Below are 16,262 nucleotides of genomic sequence, written 5' to 3'. Positions count from 1 at the left end.
TTGGTTCGGTCGCATATCGGAACATCGTGGAAAGTCGGCCTGCTCCTCAACCCCTCACTCTGGTTATTTTGAGGGGCTGCCCCCTTTGGGGACGGTGCGCGATGTCACTCCCGATCGTGCCGCGCGGCGGTCCCGCGGGTCGCCGCTTTCCCGCAGTCGCTCTTTCGATCATGACCGACCTTTCCCGCCAGCCCGTCATCGTCGGTGCCGCGCGCACCCCGATCGGGCGGTATCTCGGAGGCCTGGCCTCCCTGTCGGCGTCCGATCTCGGCGCCATCGCCATCAAGGCCGCCCTGTCCCGCAGCGGCGTGTCCCCGGACGCGGTACAGGAAGTGATCATGGGCCACGTGCTGCAGGGTGGCACGGGTCAGGCCCCGGCCCGGCAGGCCATGCTCAAGGCGGGCGTCAGCAACACGGCGTCGGCGTTGACCATCAACAAGGTGTGCGGCTCCGGTCTCAAGGCCGTGATGCTGGCCGCGCAGGCCATCAAGGCCGGTGATGCGCAGGTCATCGTGGCTGGTGGGCAGGAAAGCATGAGCAACGCGCCGCACTACGTGTACGGCATGCGTGGTGGCGTGAAGCTGGGTGACCAGACCATGGTCGATGGCATGATCAAGGACGGGCTCTGGTGCAGCACCTGCGATGTGCACATGGGCTCGCACGCTGAATACACGGCAGAGAAGGCCGGAGTTTCGCGCGACGCACAGGACGCGTTTGCGGCGGCGTCACACACGAAGGCCGTGGCCGCGCAGCAGGCCGGCAAGTTCACGGCGGAAATCGTGCCCGTGGAGATTCCGGGCAAGAAGGGGCCGACGGTCATCAGCGCGGACGAAGGACCGCGCGCCGACACCACGACCGATTCGCTTGGCAAGCTGCGTCCGGCCTTCCCGAGCAAGGGCGGCGACAACAGCAACCTGTCAGTGACGGCCGGCAATGCCTCGTCGCTCAACGACGGCGCCGCGGCGGTGGTCGTGACCAGTGAAGCCTACGCGCGTGAGCACGGTCTGAACATTCTGGCGCGCATCACCGGCTACGCCACGGGTGCGGGCCATCCGCGCGACCTGTTCTTTGCGCCCATCACGGCGGTCAAGAATCTCATGGCCAAGGCCGGCACCAGCATCGGCGACTACGACCTGATCGAGGCCAACGAAGCCTTCGCGAGCCAGGCCCTGGCCGACGGCGAAGGACTGGGCTGGGACGCCACTCGTGTGAACGTGCACGGCGGCGCCATTGCGCTGGGTCACCCGATTGGCGCCAGCGGCACGCGCGTGCTGGTCACGCTGTTGCACGCGCTCATCGATCGCCAGGCCCGTACCGGTTTGGCGACGCTCTGCCTCGGTGGTGGTGACGCGGTGGCCCTTTCTGTGGAACGCGTCGGCTGAGTGACGTGAGCGTGCCAGGCTGGGCCCGCGCGGGCCGGCTGCTGTGGCGACTTGGCGGGTTTGTCGTGGTGTGGCTCGTGGCGCAACTGCTCTTCGAGTCCTTCGCGGGCCCGCTCTGGGGAGGTGTGTCGGCACTGGTTGGTGAACCGGTGCCGATGTACCCGGTCAGCATGCTGATTGGCGCGCTGGCGGGCACGCTGGTGGTGTTCCGACAGGCCGAGCCGCAGTCGTGGACGCAACTGGGTTTTGCCGAGGGCAGTTGGCACTGGCGTCGTCTGACGGTCGGTGCGCTGCTTGGTACCGCGCTGATCGGCGGCACGGCGCTGCTGTTGTGGTTGGGAGGCTGGCTGCGCTTCGAGCGCGTCGCCCCGCCGGTGTTCATGCAGGACACGTGGTGGGGCACGGCGCTGCGATTGCTGGTGGTGCTCGGACCGGCGGCGTTGTGGGAAGAGTTGGCGTTTCGCGGCACGCTCTACTCGGCGTTCCGTGAGGCGTTTCAGGAGTCCGCGGGTGACACGGCGAGTGCCACGGTGGCTCAAAACGGAGCCAATGTGGCGGCCCGGCTGGTGACGAGTGTGCTGTTTGGCCTCGTGCATCTCACCAATCCGGGAGCCGGCGTGCGCACCACGGCGTTGGTGATGCTGGCGGGGTGGGGACTCGCGCTCGTGCGCGAGCGTGCCGGCGTGCCGGCGGCCTTCACGGCGCATCTCGCGTGGAACTGGATCATGGCGGCCGTGCTGCACCTGCCGGTGAGTGGGCTGCCGTTTGCGACACCGGGATACCGTGCCACGGTGCACGGTCCCGACTGGTTGACCGGTGGCAGTTGGGGCCCCGAAGGGGGACTGGCTGCGGCCTTCGTGCTTGGAGGCGCCGTGCTGTGGGCATCCCGCCCGCGCCGTACGTCTCACGACTTGCAAACATCGCACGCGTAAGAGGAGTGGCAGAGATGTCGGTTTCCGAGAGCAGCCCCGTGCAGCGCGCCGCCGTGGTGGGCGCCGGTCAGATGGGCAATGGCATTGCCCATGTGTTCGCCACGAGCGGGCATGCCGTCACCATGATCGACGTGAGTGCCGATGCACTGGCGCGCGGTCGCGACACCATTGCCAAGAACCTCGACCGTCAGGTCAAGAAAGGCGCGCTCGAAGCGGCCGCTGCCGAAGCCGCGCTGGGTCGCATCAGCACGGCCACCGCACTCGATGCCGTCGCCGATGCGCAGATCGTGGTGGAAGCGGCCACCGAACGGGTGGATCTCAAGTTCCGCATCTTCGAGGATCTCGATCGCCTCGCGCCGGCCGGCGCCATTCTGGCCAGCAACACCAGCTCCATCTCCATCACGGAGATCGCGGCGCGCACGAAGCGCCCCGAGTTGGTCATCGGCATGCACTTCATGAATCCGGTGCCGGTGATGCAGCTGGTGGAAGTCATTCGCGGTCTCGCCACCAGCGACGCCACCACGCAGCAGGTCATGGCCCTGTCGCGCGCGCTGGGCAAGACGCCGGTGGAAGTGAACGACTACCCGGGCTTCGTGGCCAATCGCATTCTCATGCCGATGATCAACGAAGCCATCTACTGCGTGATGGAAGGCGTGGGTACGCCGGAGGCCATCGACACGGTGATGAAGCTCGGCATGAATCATCCCATGGGGCCGCTCACGCTGGCCGACTTCATCGGGCTCGACACCTGTCTGGCCATTCTCGAGGTGCTGCACGAGGGCCTCGGCGATCCCAAGTACCGCCCCTGTCCGCTGCTGCGCAAGTACGTGGCCGCCGGCTGGTACGGCCGCAAGGCCGGTCGCGGTTTCTACCAGTACTGAGGGCTGCACGACATGGGTTTGCTCCACCTGACCGACACACAGCAGGAAATCCAGCGCCTCGCGCGCGACTACGCGCAGCGTGAACTCACGCCGCTGGCGGGTGAGCGTGACCGCGAATCGCGCTTCGATCGCGCGATGATCACGCAGATGGCCGAGCTCGGATTTCTGGGCATGCTCATCCCCGAGCAGTACGAGGGGCTGGGACTCGACGCGCAGAGCTATCTGCTGGCGCTCGAAGAAATCGCCGTGGGCGATGCGACAGCGGCGGTGACACTCAGTGTGCACAACTCGCTGCCCACGCAGATGATCCTCAACTTCGGCAACGACGCGCAGCGTCAGACCTTCCTGCCGCGCATGGCGCGCGGGGAGTGGCTGGGTGCCTTCGCGCTCTCAGAGCCGGAGGCCGGTTCCGATGCCGGCAGCCTGCGCACGCAGGCCGTGCGCGACGGCGACCACTGGGTGCTGAACGGCACCAAGGCCTGGGTGTCGCACGGCAACGAGGCGCAGGTCATCCTCTGCATGGCGCGCACCGACACGGCCGACGCACGCCGCGGCAGCAAGGGCATCAGCACCTTCATTCTCACCCCCGATCTGCCCGGCTTCCATCTGACCAAGAAGGAAAACAAGATGGGGCTGCGGGCTTCGCCCACGCTGCAGATTGTGCTCGACAACTGCCGGGTGCCGGCCGATCGTCTGGTGGGTGAAGAGGGCAAGGGCCTGACCTACGCGCTCGGTTCACTCGATCATGGACGGCTTGGCATTGCGGCGCAGGCCGTGGGCATTGCCCGCGCCGCGCTCGAAGCCAGCGCGCGCTACATGACCGAGCGCAAGCAGTTCGGCAAGGCGATTGCCGAGTTCCAGGCCATCCAGTTCAAGCTGGCCGACATGGCCACACGCATTACCGCTGCCCGCACGTTGTTGCACACGGCGGCGGCCGCGAAGGAGCGGGGAGAACGGGTCACCCGCTTCAGCAGCATGGCGAAGCTCTTCGCAACGGAGACCGCCATGTGGGTCACCACCCAGGCCGTGCAGATCTACGGCGGCTACGGGTACGTGACCGATTATCCCGTCGAGCGCCACATGCGCGACGCGAAGGTCACGGAGATCTACGAAGGCACCTCCGAGATCCAGCGTATCGTCATCGCGCGTGAAACGCTGGCCGCTGCGGCGGCCGCCGACGGATCACTTCCCGACTGAACATACGGTCGTCCCATGCGCTACTTCGAAACCATCGCCGAGATGGGCCACGAGCAGGTCGTGTTCTGCCACGACAAGGCGTCGGGCTATCGCGGCATCATCGCCATTCACGACACCACGCTCGGGCCTGCGCTCGGTGGTGCGCGCTTCTGGAACTACGCCTCCGACGAGGAGGCCGTCATCGATGCGCTGCGCCTCTCGCGTGGCATGACATACAAGAACGCCGTGGCCGGTCTCAACCTCGGCGGCGGCAAGTCGGTCATCATCGGCGACAACAAGACCACGCAGCGCGAGATGCTGTTCCGGGCGCACGGCCGCTTCGTCGATTCGCTCGGCGGCCGCTACGTGACCGCGGAAGATGTGGGCACGTCGGTGGAGGACATGGACTTCGTGCACATGGAGACGGACTACGTCACCGGCATCGGGTCCAAGTCGGGTGATCCGTCGAGTGTGACGGCGCGCGGCGTGTTTCGCGCCATCCAGGCCTCGGCCTTCCAGCGTTGGGGCAGCAAGGAACTCACCGGCCGCACGGTGGCCATTCAAGGCCTCGGGCACGTGGGTGGTTACCTGGCGCGCGAGTTGCACAAGGCCGGCGCCGACCTCGTGGTGACGGACATCGATGTGACGCGCGTGGACAAGGTGGTGAAGGAGCTGGGCGCGACGGCCGCGCCGTTGTCCGACATCTATGGGGTCAAGGCCGACATCTTTGCGCCCTGCGCGCTGGGTGGCATCATCAACGATGACACCATCCCGCAGCTCAAGGTGGAGATCGTGGCCGGTGCCGCCAACAATCAGTTGCTCGAGGATCGCCATGGCGAAGAGCTCGAGTCGCGTGGCATTCTGTATGCTCCCGATTACGTGGCCAATGCCGGCGGCGTGATCAACGTGTACAGCGAACTCACGGGCTGGAGCCGCGATCGCTCGCTGCGCAAGGCCGATGAGATCTACGACACGGTGTTGAGCGTCTTTGCCCTGGCCAAGAGCACGGGCCTTCCCACGTACAAGGCCGCCGATCGTGTGGCCGAGCAGCGCATTCAGGCCGTTCGTGGCATGATGCGTACGTGGCCGCAGTATCCGAACAAGGAATCCTGACCTCCGTTCATCCTGAGCCCAGCGAGACGAACATGGTGGAACACGCACGTCCCGGCGAACGCATCCCGATCGCGTCGGACCACGCCGGCTTCGAGCTGAAGGAACGCTTGCGCACGGTGCTGGCCGACCTGGGCTATCAGGTGGAGGACATCGGTACGCACAGCACCGCCAGTACCGACTATCCCGACTACGCGCATCCGCTCGCCCAGCAGGTGTCCGACGGCGCGGCCGATCGCGGCGTGCTGCTCTGCGGCACGGGTCTTGGCATGTCGTATGTGGCCAACCGCTATCCCAATGTGCGGGCGGCGGTGGTGTGGAACCCGGAAATCGCGGCGCTGGCGCGCAAGCACAACGACGCCAATGTGCTCGTGTTACCGGCGCGCTTCGTGTCCGACGAGGACGCGATCGCCATCCTGCGCACCTGGCTGGAAACCGATTTCGAAGGTGGCCGTCACGAAACGCGTGTGGCCAAGATCGAACAGACCAACGAACACAACGGGGCCGAGCGCCCGGGGAATGACGCATGAGTGCTGCTGCGAGTGCGGCCTGGTCCGACTGGGATCGTCTGCCACCGGGTGGTGCCCTCTCGGCGGTGGACCCACAGATCGCCGAGCTGATTGAAGAGGAAACGCGGCGCCAGAGTGATGGCATCGAGCTCATCGCCAGCGAGAATTTCGTGTCGCCGGCGGTCATGGAAGCCATGGGGTCGCCGCTCACCAACAAGTACGCCGAGGGCTTGCCGGGCAAGCGCTACTACGGTGGCTGCGAAGTGGTGGACAAGGTGGAGCAACTGGCCATTGATCGCCTGAAGCAGCTCTTTGGTGCCGAACACGCCAACGTGCAAGCGCACAGCGGCGCGTCGGCCAATGCCGCGGTGTTCCTCGCGTTCATGAAGCCGGGTGAGACCTTCCTCGGCATGGACCTCTCGCAGGGCGGTCACCTCACGCACGGCTCGCCGGTCAATTTCTCAGGACTGTTGTACAACGCCGTGTCGTACGGTGTGACCGGTGATGGTCTCATCGACTACGAGCACATGCGGGCGCAGGCACGGGCGCACAAGCCGAAGATGATCGTGGCGGGATACAGTGCGTATTCTCGTGTCGTCGATTGGCAGGCGTTTGCCGATATCGCCAAGGAAGTGGGCGCCATCTTCTGGGTGGACATGGCGCACTTCGCGGGGCTGGCCGCCACGGGGGTGTATCCGTCGCCCGTGCCCTTCGCCGATGTGGTGACGAGCACGACGCACAAGACCCTGCGTGGTCCGCGCGGCGGCATCATTCTCTGCAAGGCGGAACACGCCAAGGCCATCGACAAGGCCATGTTCCCCGGCATGCAGGGCGGACCGTTGGAGCATGTCATTGCCGCGAAGGCGGTGGCATTCCATGAGGCGTTGCAGCCGTCATTCACGGCGTACTGCCAGCAGGTGGTGCGCAATGCCCAGGTGCTGGCGGCCGCGCTCGTGGCGCGTGGTTATCACATTGTGTCGGGCGGCACGGACAACCATCTCATGCTGGTGGACCTGCGCAACAAGGGTCTCACCGGCAAGGTGGCGGAAAAGGCGCTGGATGCGGCCGGCATCACGGTCAACAAGAACACCGTACCCAACGAGACCCAGTCGCCCTTTGTCACCAGCGGCATTCGCATTGGCACGCCGGCCGTGACGACGCGGGGTATGGGTGTCGAGGCCATGGAGCAGATTGCCGTGCTCATCGATCGGGTAATTGGTGCGCCGGAAGATGGCGCGGTGCTGGCGGCAGTGCGCGCCGATGTGAAGGCACTTGCCGATCGCTACCCGCTGTATCTCGAGCCGTCCAACGTGGGCTGAGATTGGGACCATTTGAGGTTGTGGCCACCCCGAATGGCCTGCATTTTTCGGGGTGGCCTTTTTTCTGCACAGGTGAGGAGCAATATCCGGTGACCGAGCTGGCATTCCGTGAAGGCATCATGGACCAGATCCGCTTGCGTGAGCAGCGGTTCGACGAGCGCGCGTATCTGTTTGTGCTCTCGTCGCTGGAGCATTGCCAGGGGAAGCTCACCGAACGGCGTCATATTACCGGGCCGGAGTTGGCGCACGCCTGCCGCGAGCTGGCGTTGCAACGCTTTGGTGTGATGGCGCGTCTGGTGCTGGAGCACTGGGGCGTGCGCAGCACCAGCGACATTGGCGACATCGTGTTCACGCTCGTGGACATGGGGCTGCTCATCAGCCAGCCGCAGGATTCGCGCGATGACTTCTTCGGCGTGTTCGAGTTCGCCGACGCATTCGAGCGGTCCTATCCCTGGGGCACGGCCAACGTCTGACGTTTACCGTCTGATGCTCCGGACAGGGGCCGTGTGAGCGCCCCGGTTCCACGCGCGTTACGCGTGACCACGGCCGCTCAATCCCGCGCGGCCGACGAAGCGGCCATTGCGGCCGGCACGCCGTCGTTTGCCCTCATGTGCCGCGCCGGCACGGAAGCCGCAGCGGTCATTCTTGCTGAGCACGGCGATTGTCTTCATGCCGGTGTGGAGGTGTTGGCGGGCCGCGGCAACAATGGCGGTGACGCGTACATCGTGGCCGCACAGTTGTATCGCGCCGGAGTGCGGGTGCGCGTGTGGGCGGCGGCGCCGCCGGCCACGGTCGATGCGCAGCGCGCCGCCGAACTGTGGGTGCGCACGGCCGGGCCACTGGCACACGGCGTGTCGGATGGTGTCGCCGGTACACCAGAGCTTGCGGCCGCGCTGGTGGTGGATGGCCTGCTTGGCACCGGTCATCGCGGCGCGTTGCGTCCAGAGCTCCAGCCCTGGTGTGCGGCCATCCATGCTGCGCGCGTGCGTGGTGCCACTATCGTTTCGCTGGATCTGCCCAGTGGCCTGGATGCCGACAGCGGTGCGTTGAGTGAAGGCGGTGTGGTGGCGCATCACACCATCACCTTTGGCACACTCAAGCGCGGCCTGCTGCAGCAGCGTGCGGCCGCGGGCGCCGTGTCCGTGGTGGATATTGGTCTGGGTACCGCCACGGACCTGGCCACGGACGCCCAGACCGCGTGGTGGTGTCCGCCGCACACACTGGCGCCGTGGCTGCCGCGCGCGCCGTGGAATGCGCACAAGGGCGTGCGGGGGCGTGTCGGCATTGCCGGCGGTGACACGGGCATGGCGGGAGCCGTTGTATTGGCGTGCAAGGCGGCGCTGGCAGCGGGTGCCGGTGTGGTGCATGCCGTGGTTGATGCGCCAAGTGTATCGGCCATCCAGTCCACCTTGCTGCAGGTCATCGCGCACGAATGGCCACCGCTGGCAGCCTCGCGGCAGGTCGACGCCATGCGCCTGACGCCCAGCGAAAGCGGGCAGGTGCCGCGCTACGAAGCGTTGGCCATCGGCCCCGGACTTGGCAGGTCGCGTCTTTCGTCGCAGGTCCTGCAGCGACTCATCGACACCTATCGCACCGGTCCCCTGGTGCTCGACGCCGATGCGTTGTGGTTGGCTGCCGACGCGGCCAATGCGCTCGGCACCGACACGGCGTCGCTGCTGCGTTATTGGCTGCGTGACACCCCGCAGGCCGTGTGCACCCCACATCCCGGCGAGTTTGCCCGCATGACGGGGGCGTTGTTGCCTGCCGAGTGGGAACAGCGCGTGGCGCGAGTCCAGGACCTTGCCGACCGCGTCAATGCCGTGGTGCTGCTCAAGGGCACGCCCACATTAGTGGCGGCGCCCAAGGCTGCGGAAGTGTTGGTCGTCCCGCATGGCACGCCGGTGCTGGCCACAGGCGGCAGCGGTGATGCACTCACGGGTCTCATTGTGGCGCTGCTCGGCCAGGGAGCCACGGCGCGTGCAGCAGCCGCCGTGGCGGCCACAGTACATGGCGTGGCGGCCGAGTGTGTGCAGGCTCGCGCGCTCGCGGACGGACAGGCCGCGTTGCATGGCCACACACTCGACCGCGTGCTGCAGGCGCTGCCTGACGCATTCGGGCTGCTGGATCGCGCGCCAGACCATGCGGTGACCCGGATTTCGGCCGCGGCGACGCCGAATGCCTGCGTGCTGGGTCGTTTGCCGGCCCTGCGCTGAGCCGCGATCACAGGGGTGTAGATTCCGGCATGACGATTCCCGGCATGGCGTCAAACCTGCTCCGCATGGTGGCCGCGCTTGTTCTCGCGAGTGGCGTGTCTGCCTGTGTACCGGCCGGAGCGGGAGGCGGCGGCTCGGGGGCGGCGCCGCGCGCCATGTTTGGCCGCAACGATGACCGACAGCGTATCGGCAGTTTTGCCAACATTGACGGCGTGGCCGTGTCGCGGCGCTACGTGTTTGCCGCGGCGAGCGGGGGCATTGCCGTGTACGACCGGCTGCGCAGTGCCTGGCTGCCGCCGCTCACGCGCGATGCCGACATGGGCGAGATGTCCATCACCGTCATGGCCGGTGATCCGTTCGAAGACGCGCTGTGGCTTGGTGTGCCGGGTGGTGTGCTGATCTATCGTCCCGAAACCATGCAGCTGCAGCGCAGCATGCTGACGGGCGTGCCCGACGTCATTGCCTTCGACAAGCGCGGCACGGGCGACGCGTTCGTGCGTGCCGGGGGGCAGTGGACGCGGGTGTCGCGCATTGGGCTCACCACGCCCATGCCCGGGCCGCCGGCGGCCAACAGCGTGGTGGTGTCCGGTGGCCTCAACGAACTCTACGCGCGGTTCCCCACACTGCGCGCGCAGCCGCAGGCGTTGTTGCGTACACAGCAGGCCAATCGATCCTTGCGGCCGTTTGCCCTGTCGAGTGGCGCCGCCTCACCCGATCGCACCAGTGAAGTCTGGCTGGGTACGACCGGGGAAGGCCTGTTCCGACTCGATCCCAACTTTCTGCAGGCCGAACCGCTGCGCTTCGGTTTGCAGGAACCGGGTGTTGGTGCGCTCGCGCTGGCCGCCGACGGTGTGTGGGTGGCCGGACTGGGATTGTCGTCGTTTCGTGGTGGTTTGAGCTTCACCACCAGCGACCTGCAGCGCTGGCGATGGATTGACGGCACGATTGCGGTGCCACTGGCCGGTGTGCGCACCTTCGCGCTGGCCACGCGTGGCAATCGCGCGTGGATGGGCACGGCCCGAGGGCTTGTGCGGGTGTGGCTCGATGGCAACGAAGACATGACCGCGTGGACGGCACTCGACGGCTTGCCCGACGAGCGCGTGCTGGCCGTGGCCCCACGTGGAGACGGCGTGTGGATTGGTACACCGCGTGGTGTGCTGTCCATTGTCGATTCGTCGGACAGCAAGCCGCGCGAGACACGTGGCCTGGGTGTACGTCTGCTGGAGAATGTGCCGGTGTACGCGTTGCAGTTTGTCGGCGACACGTTGTGGATGGGCACCGAGGGGGGGCTGGTGGCCATGCCGCGTGCGGAGGCCGGTGGTGGCGTATTGTCCCGGCCCGCCGGTGATGATCCGGCGCTGCGGCGACCGGTGCGCAGCATTGCCTGGCATGACACGGTGTTGCTCGCGGCCACCGACGACGCGGTGTTGTCGGTCGCTCCGCGCGGGGGACGTGCGCCACGCCGCCTCGATGAGCTGTCCCTGCCGCAGATCGGTCAGGTGACACGCGTGGGCATCGACGAGCGCGCGATGTGGGTCAGCGGCAGCACGGGGCTCGTCGTGCAGTCGCGCAGCACCGGTGCGCTGCGTGTGATGCGTGTGCCATCGGAGTTGCCTGGACCCGTGCTGGACGTGGTGGCCGACGCCAACTGGATGTGGGTGGGCACGCCGCAGGGACTCATTCGGCTGCGTCGTACCAGCGACGGCGTGATCTTCTAGTCCCCCATGTTCACCTCACACAACGCGGCCGCGGCGGGCGCACTGCGCCACAATCAGGCCATGGGGCAAGGGCAGGAGTTCGACGTGATTCGTCGCCTCATGCACACCTGGGGCGATCTGGCCACGGATATCGGGGATGACGCCGCCGTGTTGCCTTCACGGACCGATGGCCTGCGTGTGGTGAGCACCGATGCCTGTGTGGAACACGTGCACTTTCGCTCGGCCTGGATTTCGCCCGACGAGGTGGGACATCGTGCGGCCGCGGCGGCGCTCAGCGACCTGGCAGCCATGGGCGCGGTGGCCGAGTTCGTGCTGGTGGCCTTCGTGGTGCCGGATGCGTGGCAGCCCAGGCTCGAGGCCGTGGCGCAAGGCATCGGGCGCGTGGTGCGCGCGGCCGGCGCCCGCATTGTGGGGGGCAATCTGAGCCGCGGCGATACGTTTGGCATCACGCTCACGGTCATTGGCTGCGCCGCACGACCCGTTTCGCGCGCCGGTGCCACGCCGGGCGATCTGGTCGTCGTGACTGGCCAGCTGGGCGGGCCGGGGCAGGCCCTTGCCGCCTGGATGCAGGGGCAGGCGCCGCGCGAATGGGCGCGAACGCGGTTTGCGCAGCCCTGGCCGCGTCTGGCGCAGGGACAGCGTCTCGCGGCGCATGGCGTGACGGCCATGCTTGACCTTTCTGATGGCCTGGCGGCCGATCTGGGACACCTGGCGGCCGCCAGCGGCGTGCGGGTGGTGATGGACAGCGCAGCGCTGCCCTGTGGCCCCGACTGCGCAGTGGGCGAGGCGCTGGGGAGCGGCGAGGAGTACGAGCTGGTGGCCACCGTGCCTCCGGCAGCCTGGCCGGCGCTCAAGGCAGCCTGGGACGCGGAGCAGCTCGGGCCCCTGCACGTCATTGGACGCATTGAGGGCAAGGCCCCCGGCGAGCCCCCCGTGATGGTGACGTCGGGCACGGATGCCACGGGCTTCGACCATTTTGCGCGACCCGTCGTTGAAATGCGTCCCGGAAAAGGCGAACTTTGATGGAATGTTCCGGACCGCCATCACCTTCATCGCCCTGCTGCTTGGCACGCTGATTTTCGGCAGCCTGGTGTTGTTGGCGCAGTTGTTCGGCATCAAGCCCGGGCCGGGCAGCGTGTACGAGAAGGCGCCACGCTGGTGGTCGTGGTGGTTGTTGCGCGCCGCCGGGGTGAAGGTGGTGCTTCGCGGAGACGACAGCCTCGTCAAGGGCGCGCCGCGCGTGTTCATCGCCAACCACGTGAGCTGGTTCGACATTCCGGCCATGATCGACGCGTTGCCGCACTACGGGTTTGTGGCCAAGCGCGAGCTCGAGAAGATTCCGCTGTTCGGACCCGCGGCGCGCGCGGTGGGCGTCATCTACATCGATCGCGAGAATCGCAAGGCGGCCTTTGGCGCCTATGAAGACGCAGCAAAGCGCATCCGCGATGGCCATCCGGTGCTCGTGTATCCGGAAGGCACGCGCGGCGCGGAGTACGCGCTGCGGCCGTTCAAGAAGGGCCCCTTCGTGCTGGCCATCAGCAGCGGGGCGCCCATCGTGCCCGTGGTCATTCACGGCACCATCGAAGTCAATCCGCGTGACGAGTTTCGCGCGTCGCCGGGCACGGTATACGTGCACATACTCGAACCGATTCCCACGGCGGGCCTGTCGTACGATGATCGGGACGCGCTGGCGGAGCGGGTACGCGAAGCCATGGCGGAGTGTCTGCGCACGGAGTACGGCGTGGATCCGGCCCTCGTCGCGCGCGAAGCGCGTGCGGTGCGTTCTGTACCTGAAGCTCGACTGTCCACCTGATCGCCGCTCCTTTTTTCTTTCTCCCCAAAGACACTCATGGCTCCCATCGTTTCCGTCAGTGCCCGCGAAATCCTCGACTCGCGCGGCAATCCCACCGTCGAAGTGGACGTCATTCTCGAGACGGGCGCGGCCGGTCGTGCGGCGGTGCCGAGCGGCGCCAGCACGGGTGAGCGTGAGGCCGTGGAGCTGCGCGACGGCGACACGTCGCGCTACATGGGCAAGGGCGTGCAGCAGGCGGTGAACAACGTCAACACCGAGATTGCCGAAGCGCTCGAGGGCATGGATGCCACCGATCAGATCGCGATCGACCGCGCGATGCTCGATCTCGATGGCACGGAGAATAAGGGCCGTCTTGGCGCCAACGCCATGCTTGGCGTGTCGATGGCGGTGGCGCGCGCTGCGGCGCTCGAGGTGGGACTGCCGCTCTATCGCTATCTCGGCGGCCCCATGGCGCGCACCATGCCGGTGCCGATGATGAACATCCTGAACGGTGGTGCGCACGCCACCAACACGGTGGACTTCCAGGAGTTCATGGTCATCCCCGTGGGCGCCGACTCGTTTGCCGAGGGCCTGCGCATGGGCACCGAGGTGTTCCATCACCTCAAGAAGGTGCTGGTGGGTCGCAAGCTCTCGACCGGTGTGGGCGACGAGGGTGGGTTTGCGCCCAACCTGGCCAGCGACGAAGAGGCGCTCAAGGCCATCATGGAAGCCATCGAAGCGGCCGGCTATCGTCCCGGGCAGGACATCGCGCTCGCGCTCGATGTGGCGGCGAGTGAGCTCTTCCGCGGTGGTCAGTATCAGTTCAAGAAGAGCGGCGCCGCGTCGCGTTCGCCGAAGGACATGGCCGAGCTGTACGCGGGCTGGCTGGAGCAGTATCCCATCGTGTCCATCGAGGACGGCATGGCCGAAAACGATTGGGACGGCTGGAAGCTGCTGACCGAGATGATTGGTGATCGCTGCCAGCTGGTGGGTGACGATCTTTTCTGCACGAACAGCGAGATTCTGGCCAAGGGCATCGAGAACGATGTGGCCAACGCCATTCTCGTGAAGGTCAATCAGATCGGTACGCTCACGGAAACCATCGAGGCCATTGAGCTGGCGAAGAGCGCGGGCTACAACGCGGTCATCTCGCATCGCTCGGGTGAGACGGAAGACACCTTCATCGCCGACCTGGCGGTGGCCACGCAGGCGGGTCAGATCAAGACGGGTGCTCCGTCGCGCAGCGATCGTGTGGCCAAGTACAACCAGTTGCTGCGGATCGAGGAGCAGTTGGAAGCCTACGCCGAGTATCCGGGCGGCGCGCTGTTCGGCATTTGATGTTTCGCATTCCGTCCGGGAGCTGAGAGATGGCCAACAAGGACAAGCCGGGACGGATCTGGCTCCGGCGCCTCGCATGGGGCGCCGGCGTGCTGGCGGTGCTGGTGTACGCCGTGGAAGGTGGTGAGTACGGCACGAGTGACCTCTGGACGCAGCGTGACGAGCGGCAGCAGTTGGAGTCGGATCTCGAGGTGCTGCGTGACACGGTGGCCGTGCTGAGGCGCACGCTGGAGCAGGTGCGCACGGACGACGCGACCCTCGAGCGGATTGCGCGCGAGGAGCACGGCCTGGTGAAGGGTGAGAAGGAGTTGCTGTACCGGGTACGGCGGGTGGAGGCGGGCACCGCGCTGAACGACTCGGCGCGGTAGCCCTCGGCCTGCAGTTCCGAGGGTGTGGCCGCGGATGGTTGGGGCCATTCTTGACAGCTCAAGTGATATAGTTATACATATCACCTATGTTCTTGCCGCTGCAGCCCGGCGCCGAATTGCCCCTGTATCGCCAACTGATGCGTCAGGTGGTGGAGGCGATTGCGTCAGGGCGTCTGACCGCGGGAGACCGACTGCCGTCGCATCGCGAGCTCAGTGAGCAATTGGTGGTAGCGCCGCTCACGGTAAAGAAGGCGTATGATGAGCTCGAAGCCCAAGGGTTTCTCGAGAGCGCGCAGGGCCGAGGCACCTTCGTGTCTGCGGCGGCCCCGTCCACCCGCCGGCGGAGCGCACAGCGCGCCCAGGAGGCGGCATGGGCCGACCTGGTGGACGGCTTTGTGGCGCAGGCGCTGGCATCGGGTATGCCGCCGCAGGTCGTGCGCGATCAGGTCGCGCGTGCTCTGCAGGAACTCCTCCCCGAAGCGAAGACGTCGCGCCAACGCTGACTCCGCAAGACGGACTCTGTACCGCGGACTCCACAGTGAATTCTGACCACCCCCCAATCAGCCCCCAGTCATGACTGTACCACCCCCTGTGCTGTGTGAACGTGTGTCCTTTGCCTACGAAGCACGGCGTCCCGTGCTTCGGGATGTGACCCTCACGATTGAAGCCGGTGAAACGGTGGCGCTGCTCGGCCGAAATGGAGCGGGCAAGAGTACGCTGCTGTATCTGCTCATGGGGTTGCTTCAACCTGGTCAGGGTCGCGTGCTGGCGTTCGGGTTGGATCCGGTGCGTCACCCGGTGGCGGTAAAGCAGCGCATCGGCTTTGCCAGTGAGCTGCCAATGTTCCCCGCCACGCTGCGCGCGGCCGATCTGTTGTCGGTGTATCGGCGCGTTTACCCCACGTGGGACGTGCGACTTGAGCGCGAGCTGGTGGAACGCTTCGATCTTGGTCGCGTGGTGTCGTCGAACGCCGACATGAGCAAGGGTCAGCGGCAGCAATTGGCCATCCTGTGTGCCGTGTGTCATCGCCCTGAACTGCTCATTCTCGATGAGCCGGCGTCGGGGCTCGACCCCGTGTCTCGGCGTGACTTCCTGGCCACGATTCTGCAGCAGATGCAGGGTGAAGGCAGCAGTGTGCTCTTCTCCTCGCACAACCTGAGCGATGTCGAACGCTTCGGCGGGCGCGCCGTGCTGTTGCATGACGGGCGACTGGCGCTGGATGCCAACCTTGATGGGTTGCGCGAGGAACATGCGCTGATGCTGGTGCCGTCATCCCTCGTGCATGACGGACTCTGGGAGACGGTGCCGGGCGTGCTGTGCCGCCGGATGGTGCAGAGCACTTGGCGCGTGGTGGTGCGCGGCTCGGCAGCTGACGTGGAGCGCATGCTGCAGGCTCGACTCGGGAGTGATGTCGTGCAGGGCATGCCGCTCACGCTCGAGGAGCTGTTTGTGGAGTACACCAGTCGGGACAGTCAAGTGGAACCGACGTTGTCTGCGGAGCGGGTGGCATGAAGCCGTCCGCTT

General features: G+C 66.4%; 16 protein-coding genes. All 16 read left to right on the top strand.

Annotated elements, in window-relative coordinates; translation table 11 throughout:
• The first annotated feature begins 170 nt into the window (after positions 1-170).
• The 16 genes from B2747_RS10285 to B2747_RS10210 all read left to right on the top strand — a co-directional run bounded on the left by B2747_RS10285 (position 171) and on the right by B2747_RS10210 (position 16,250).
• Positions 171-1,382: an acetyl-CoA C-acetyltransferase gene (locus B2747_RS10285; RefSeq protein WP_291160063.1), complete on the top strand. Its 1,212-nt coding sequence runs from the start codon at positions 171-173 to the stop codon at positions 1,380-1,382.
• 5 nt (positions 1,383-1,387) lie between these two features.
• Positions 1,388-2,314: a CPBP family intramembrane glutamic endopeptidase gene (locus B2747_RS10280; protein ID WP_291160060.1), complete on the top strand. Its 927-nt coding sequence runs from the start codon at positions 1,388-1,390 to the stop codon at positions 2,312-2,314.
• Between the two features lie 14 nt (positions 2,315-2,328).
• The gene (locus tag B2747_RS10275) at positions 2,329-3,195 is read left to right on the top strand and encodes a 3-hydroxybutyryl-CoA dehydrogenase (RefSeq protein ID WP_291160057.1); all 867 of its coding nucleotides are present in this window, start codon (positions 2,329-2,331) and stop codon (positions 3,193-3,195) included.
• Between the two features lie 12 nt (positions 3,196-3,207).
• Positions 3,208-4,392: an acyl-CoA dehydrogenase gene (locus B2747_RS10270; protein WP_291160054.1), complete on the top strand. Its 1,185-nt coding sequence runs from the start codon at positions 3,208-3,210 to the stop codon at positions 4,390-4,392.
• Positions 4,393-4,407: 15 nt separating this feature from the next.
• Entirely contained in the window at positions 4,408-5,484 is a 1,077-nt protein-coding gene (locus B2747_RS10265; protein WP_291160052.1) for a Glu/Leu/Phe/Val dehydrogenase dimerization domain-containing protein, read from the top strand.
• Positions 5,485-5,516: 32 nt separating this feature from the next.
• Positions 5,517-6,011: a ribose 5-phosphate isomerase B gene (gene rpiB, locus B2747_RS10260; RefSeq protein WP_291160050.1), complete on the top strand. Its 495-nt coding sequence runs from the start codon at positions 5,517-5,519 to the stop codon at positions 6,009-6,011.
• Positions 6,008-7,309, top strand: a complete 1,302-nt coding sequence (gene glyA / locus B2747_RS10255; protein WP_291160047.1) for a serine hydroxymethyltransferase — start codon at positions 6,008-6,010, stop codon at positions 7,307-7,309. Before rpiB ends, glyA begins: the two co-directional genes overlap by 4 nt.
• A 20-nt stretch (positions 7,310-7,329) precedes the next feature.
• On the top strand, positions 7,330-7,782 hold the full coding sequence (locus B2747_RS10250) for a Minf_1886 family protein (RefSeq protein ID WP_291160045.1): 453 nt from the start codon (positions 7,330-7,332) through the stop codon (positions 7,780-7,782).
• A 63-nt stretch (positions 7,783-7,845) separates the two neighbouring features.
• The gene (locus B2747_RS10245) at positions 7,846-9,522 is read left to right on the top strand and encodes an NAD(P)H-hydrate dehydratase (protein WP_291160041.1); all 1,677 of its coding nucleotides are present in this window, start codon (positions 7,846-7,848) and stop codon (positions 9,520-9,522) included.
• Positions 9,523-9,551: 29 nt separating this feature from the next.
• Positions 9,552-11,240 (top strand): hypothetical protein, encoded by a 1,689-nt coding sequence (locus B2747_RS10240; RefSeq protein WP_291160038.1) that lies wholly within the window; start codon positions 9,552-9,554, stop codon positions 11,238-11,240.
• A 6-nt stretch (positions 11,241-11,246) separates the two neighbouring features.
• Entirely contained in the window at positions 11,247-12,263 is a 1,017-nt protein-coding gene (thiL, locus tag B2747_RS10235; protein WP_291160036.1) for a thiamine-phosphate kinase, read from the top strand.
• Positions 12,264-12,267: 4 nt separating this feature from the next.
• Positions 12,268-13,053, top strand: a complete 786-nt coding sequence (locus B2747_RS10230; RefSeq protein ID WP_291160034.1) for a lysophospholipid acyltransferase family protein — start codon at positions 12,268-12,270, stop codon at positions 13,051-13,053.
• A 36-nt stretch (positions 13,054-13,089) separates the two neighbouring features.
• Complete coding sequence (gene eno / locus B2747_RS10225; protein WP_291160032.1) at positions 13,090-14,370, top strand: phosphopyruvate hydratase; 1,281 nt, start codon at positions 13,090-13,092, stop codon at positions 14,368-14,370.
• Positions 14,371-14,399: 29 nt separating this feature from the next.
• Positions 14,400-14,738, top strand: a complete 339-nt coding sequence (locus tag B2747_RS10220; protein WP_291160030.1) for an FtsB family cell division protein — start codon at positions 14,400-14,402, stop codon at positions 14,736-14,738.
• An 86-nt stretch (positions 14,739-14,824) separates the two neighbouring features.
• Positions 14,825-15,241: a GntR family transcriptional regulator gene (locus tag B2747_RS10215; RefSeq protein WP_291160027.1), complete on the top strand. Its 417-nt coding sequence runs from the start codon at positions 14,825-14,827 to the stop codon at positions 15,239-15,241.
• A gap of 70 nt (positions 15,242-15,311) precedes the next feature.
• The gene (locus B2747_RS10210) at positions 15,312-16,250 is read left to right on the top strand and encodes an ABC transporter ATP-binding protein (RefSeq protein ID WP_291160024.1); all 939 of its coding nucleotides are present in this window, start codon (positions 15,312-15,314) and stop codon (positions 16,248-16,250) included.
• The last annotated feature ends 12 nt before the right edge of the window (positions 16,251-16,262 follow it).

It is taken from the genome of Gemmatimonas sp. UBA7669, assembly GCF_002483225.1.
In the GTDB taxonomy this organism is placed as follows: domain Bacteria; phylum Gemmatimonadota; class Gemmatimonadetes; order Gemmatimonadales; family Gemmatimonadaceae; genus Gemmatimonas.
This window is presented reverse-complemented; position numbering and strand designations above follow the sequence as displayed.

Bases quoted from the DNA above. Each gene is read 5' to 3' on its own strand.
- B2747_RS10285 (WP_291160063.1), top strand. From the start codon at position 171: ATGACCGACCTTTCCCGCCAGCCCGTCATCGTCGGTGCCGCGCGCACC.
- B2747_RS10275 (WP_291160057.1), top strand. From the start codon at position 2,329: ATGTCGGTTTCCGAGAGCAGCCCCGTGCAGCGCGCCGCCGTGGTGGGC.
- B2747_RS10270 (WP_291160054.1), top strand. From the start codon at position 3,208: ATGGGTTTGCTCCACCTGACCGACACACAGCAGGAAATCCAGCGCCTC.
- B2747_RS10265 (WP_291160052.1), top strand. From the start codon at position 4,408: ATGCGCTACTTCGAAACCATCGCCGAGATGGGCCACGAGCAGGTCGTG.
- rpiB (WP_291160050.1), top strand. From the start codon at position 5,517: ATGGTGGAACACGCACGTCCCGGCGAACGCATCCCGATCGCGTCGGAC.
- glyA (WP_291160047.1), top strand. From the start codon at position 6,008: ATGAGTGCTGCTGCGAGTGCGGCCTGGTCCGACTGGGATCGTCTGCCA.
- B2747_RS10240 (WP_291160038.1), top strand. From the start codon at position 9,552: ATGACGATTCCCGGCATGGCGTCAAACCTGCTCCGCATGGTGGCCGCG.
- thiL (WP_291160036.1), top strand. From the start codon at position 11,247: ATGTTCACCTCACACAACGCGGCCGCGGCGGGCGCACTGCGCCACAAT.
- B2747_RS10230 (WP_291160034.1), top strand. From the start codon at position 12,268: ATGTTCCGGACCGCCATCACCTTCATCGCCCTGCTGCTTGGCACGCTG.
- eno (WP_291160032.1), top strand. From the start codon at position 13,090: ATGGCTCCCATCGTTTCCGTCAGTGCCCGCGAAATCCTCGACTCGCGC.
- B2747_RS10220 (WP_291160030.1), top strand. From the start codon at position 14,400: ATGGCCAACAAGGACAAGCCGGGACGGATCTGGCTCCGGCGCCTCGCA.
- B2747_RS10215 (WP_291160027.1), top strand. From the start codon at position 14,825: ATGTTCTTGCCGCTGCAGCCCGGCGCCGAATTGCCCCTGTATCGCCAA.
- B2747_RS10210 (WP_291160024.1), top strand. From the start codon at position 15,312: ATGACTGTACCACCCCCTGTGCTGTGTGAACGTGTGTCCTTTGCCTAC.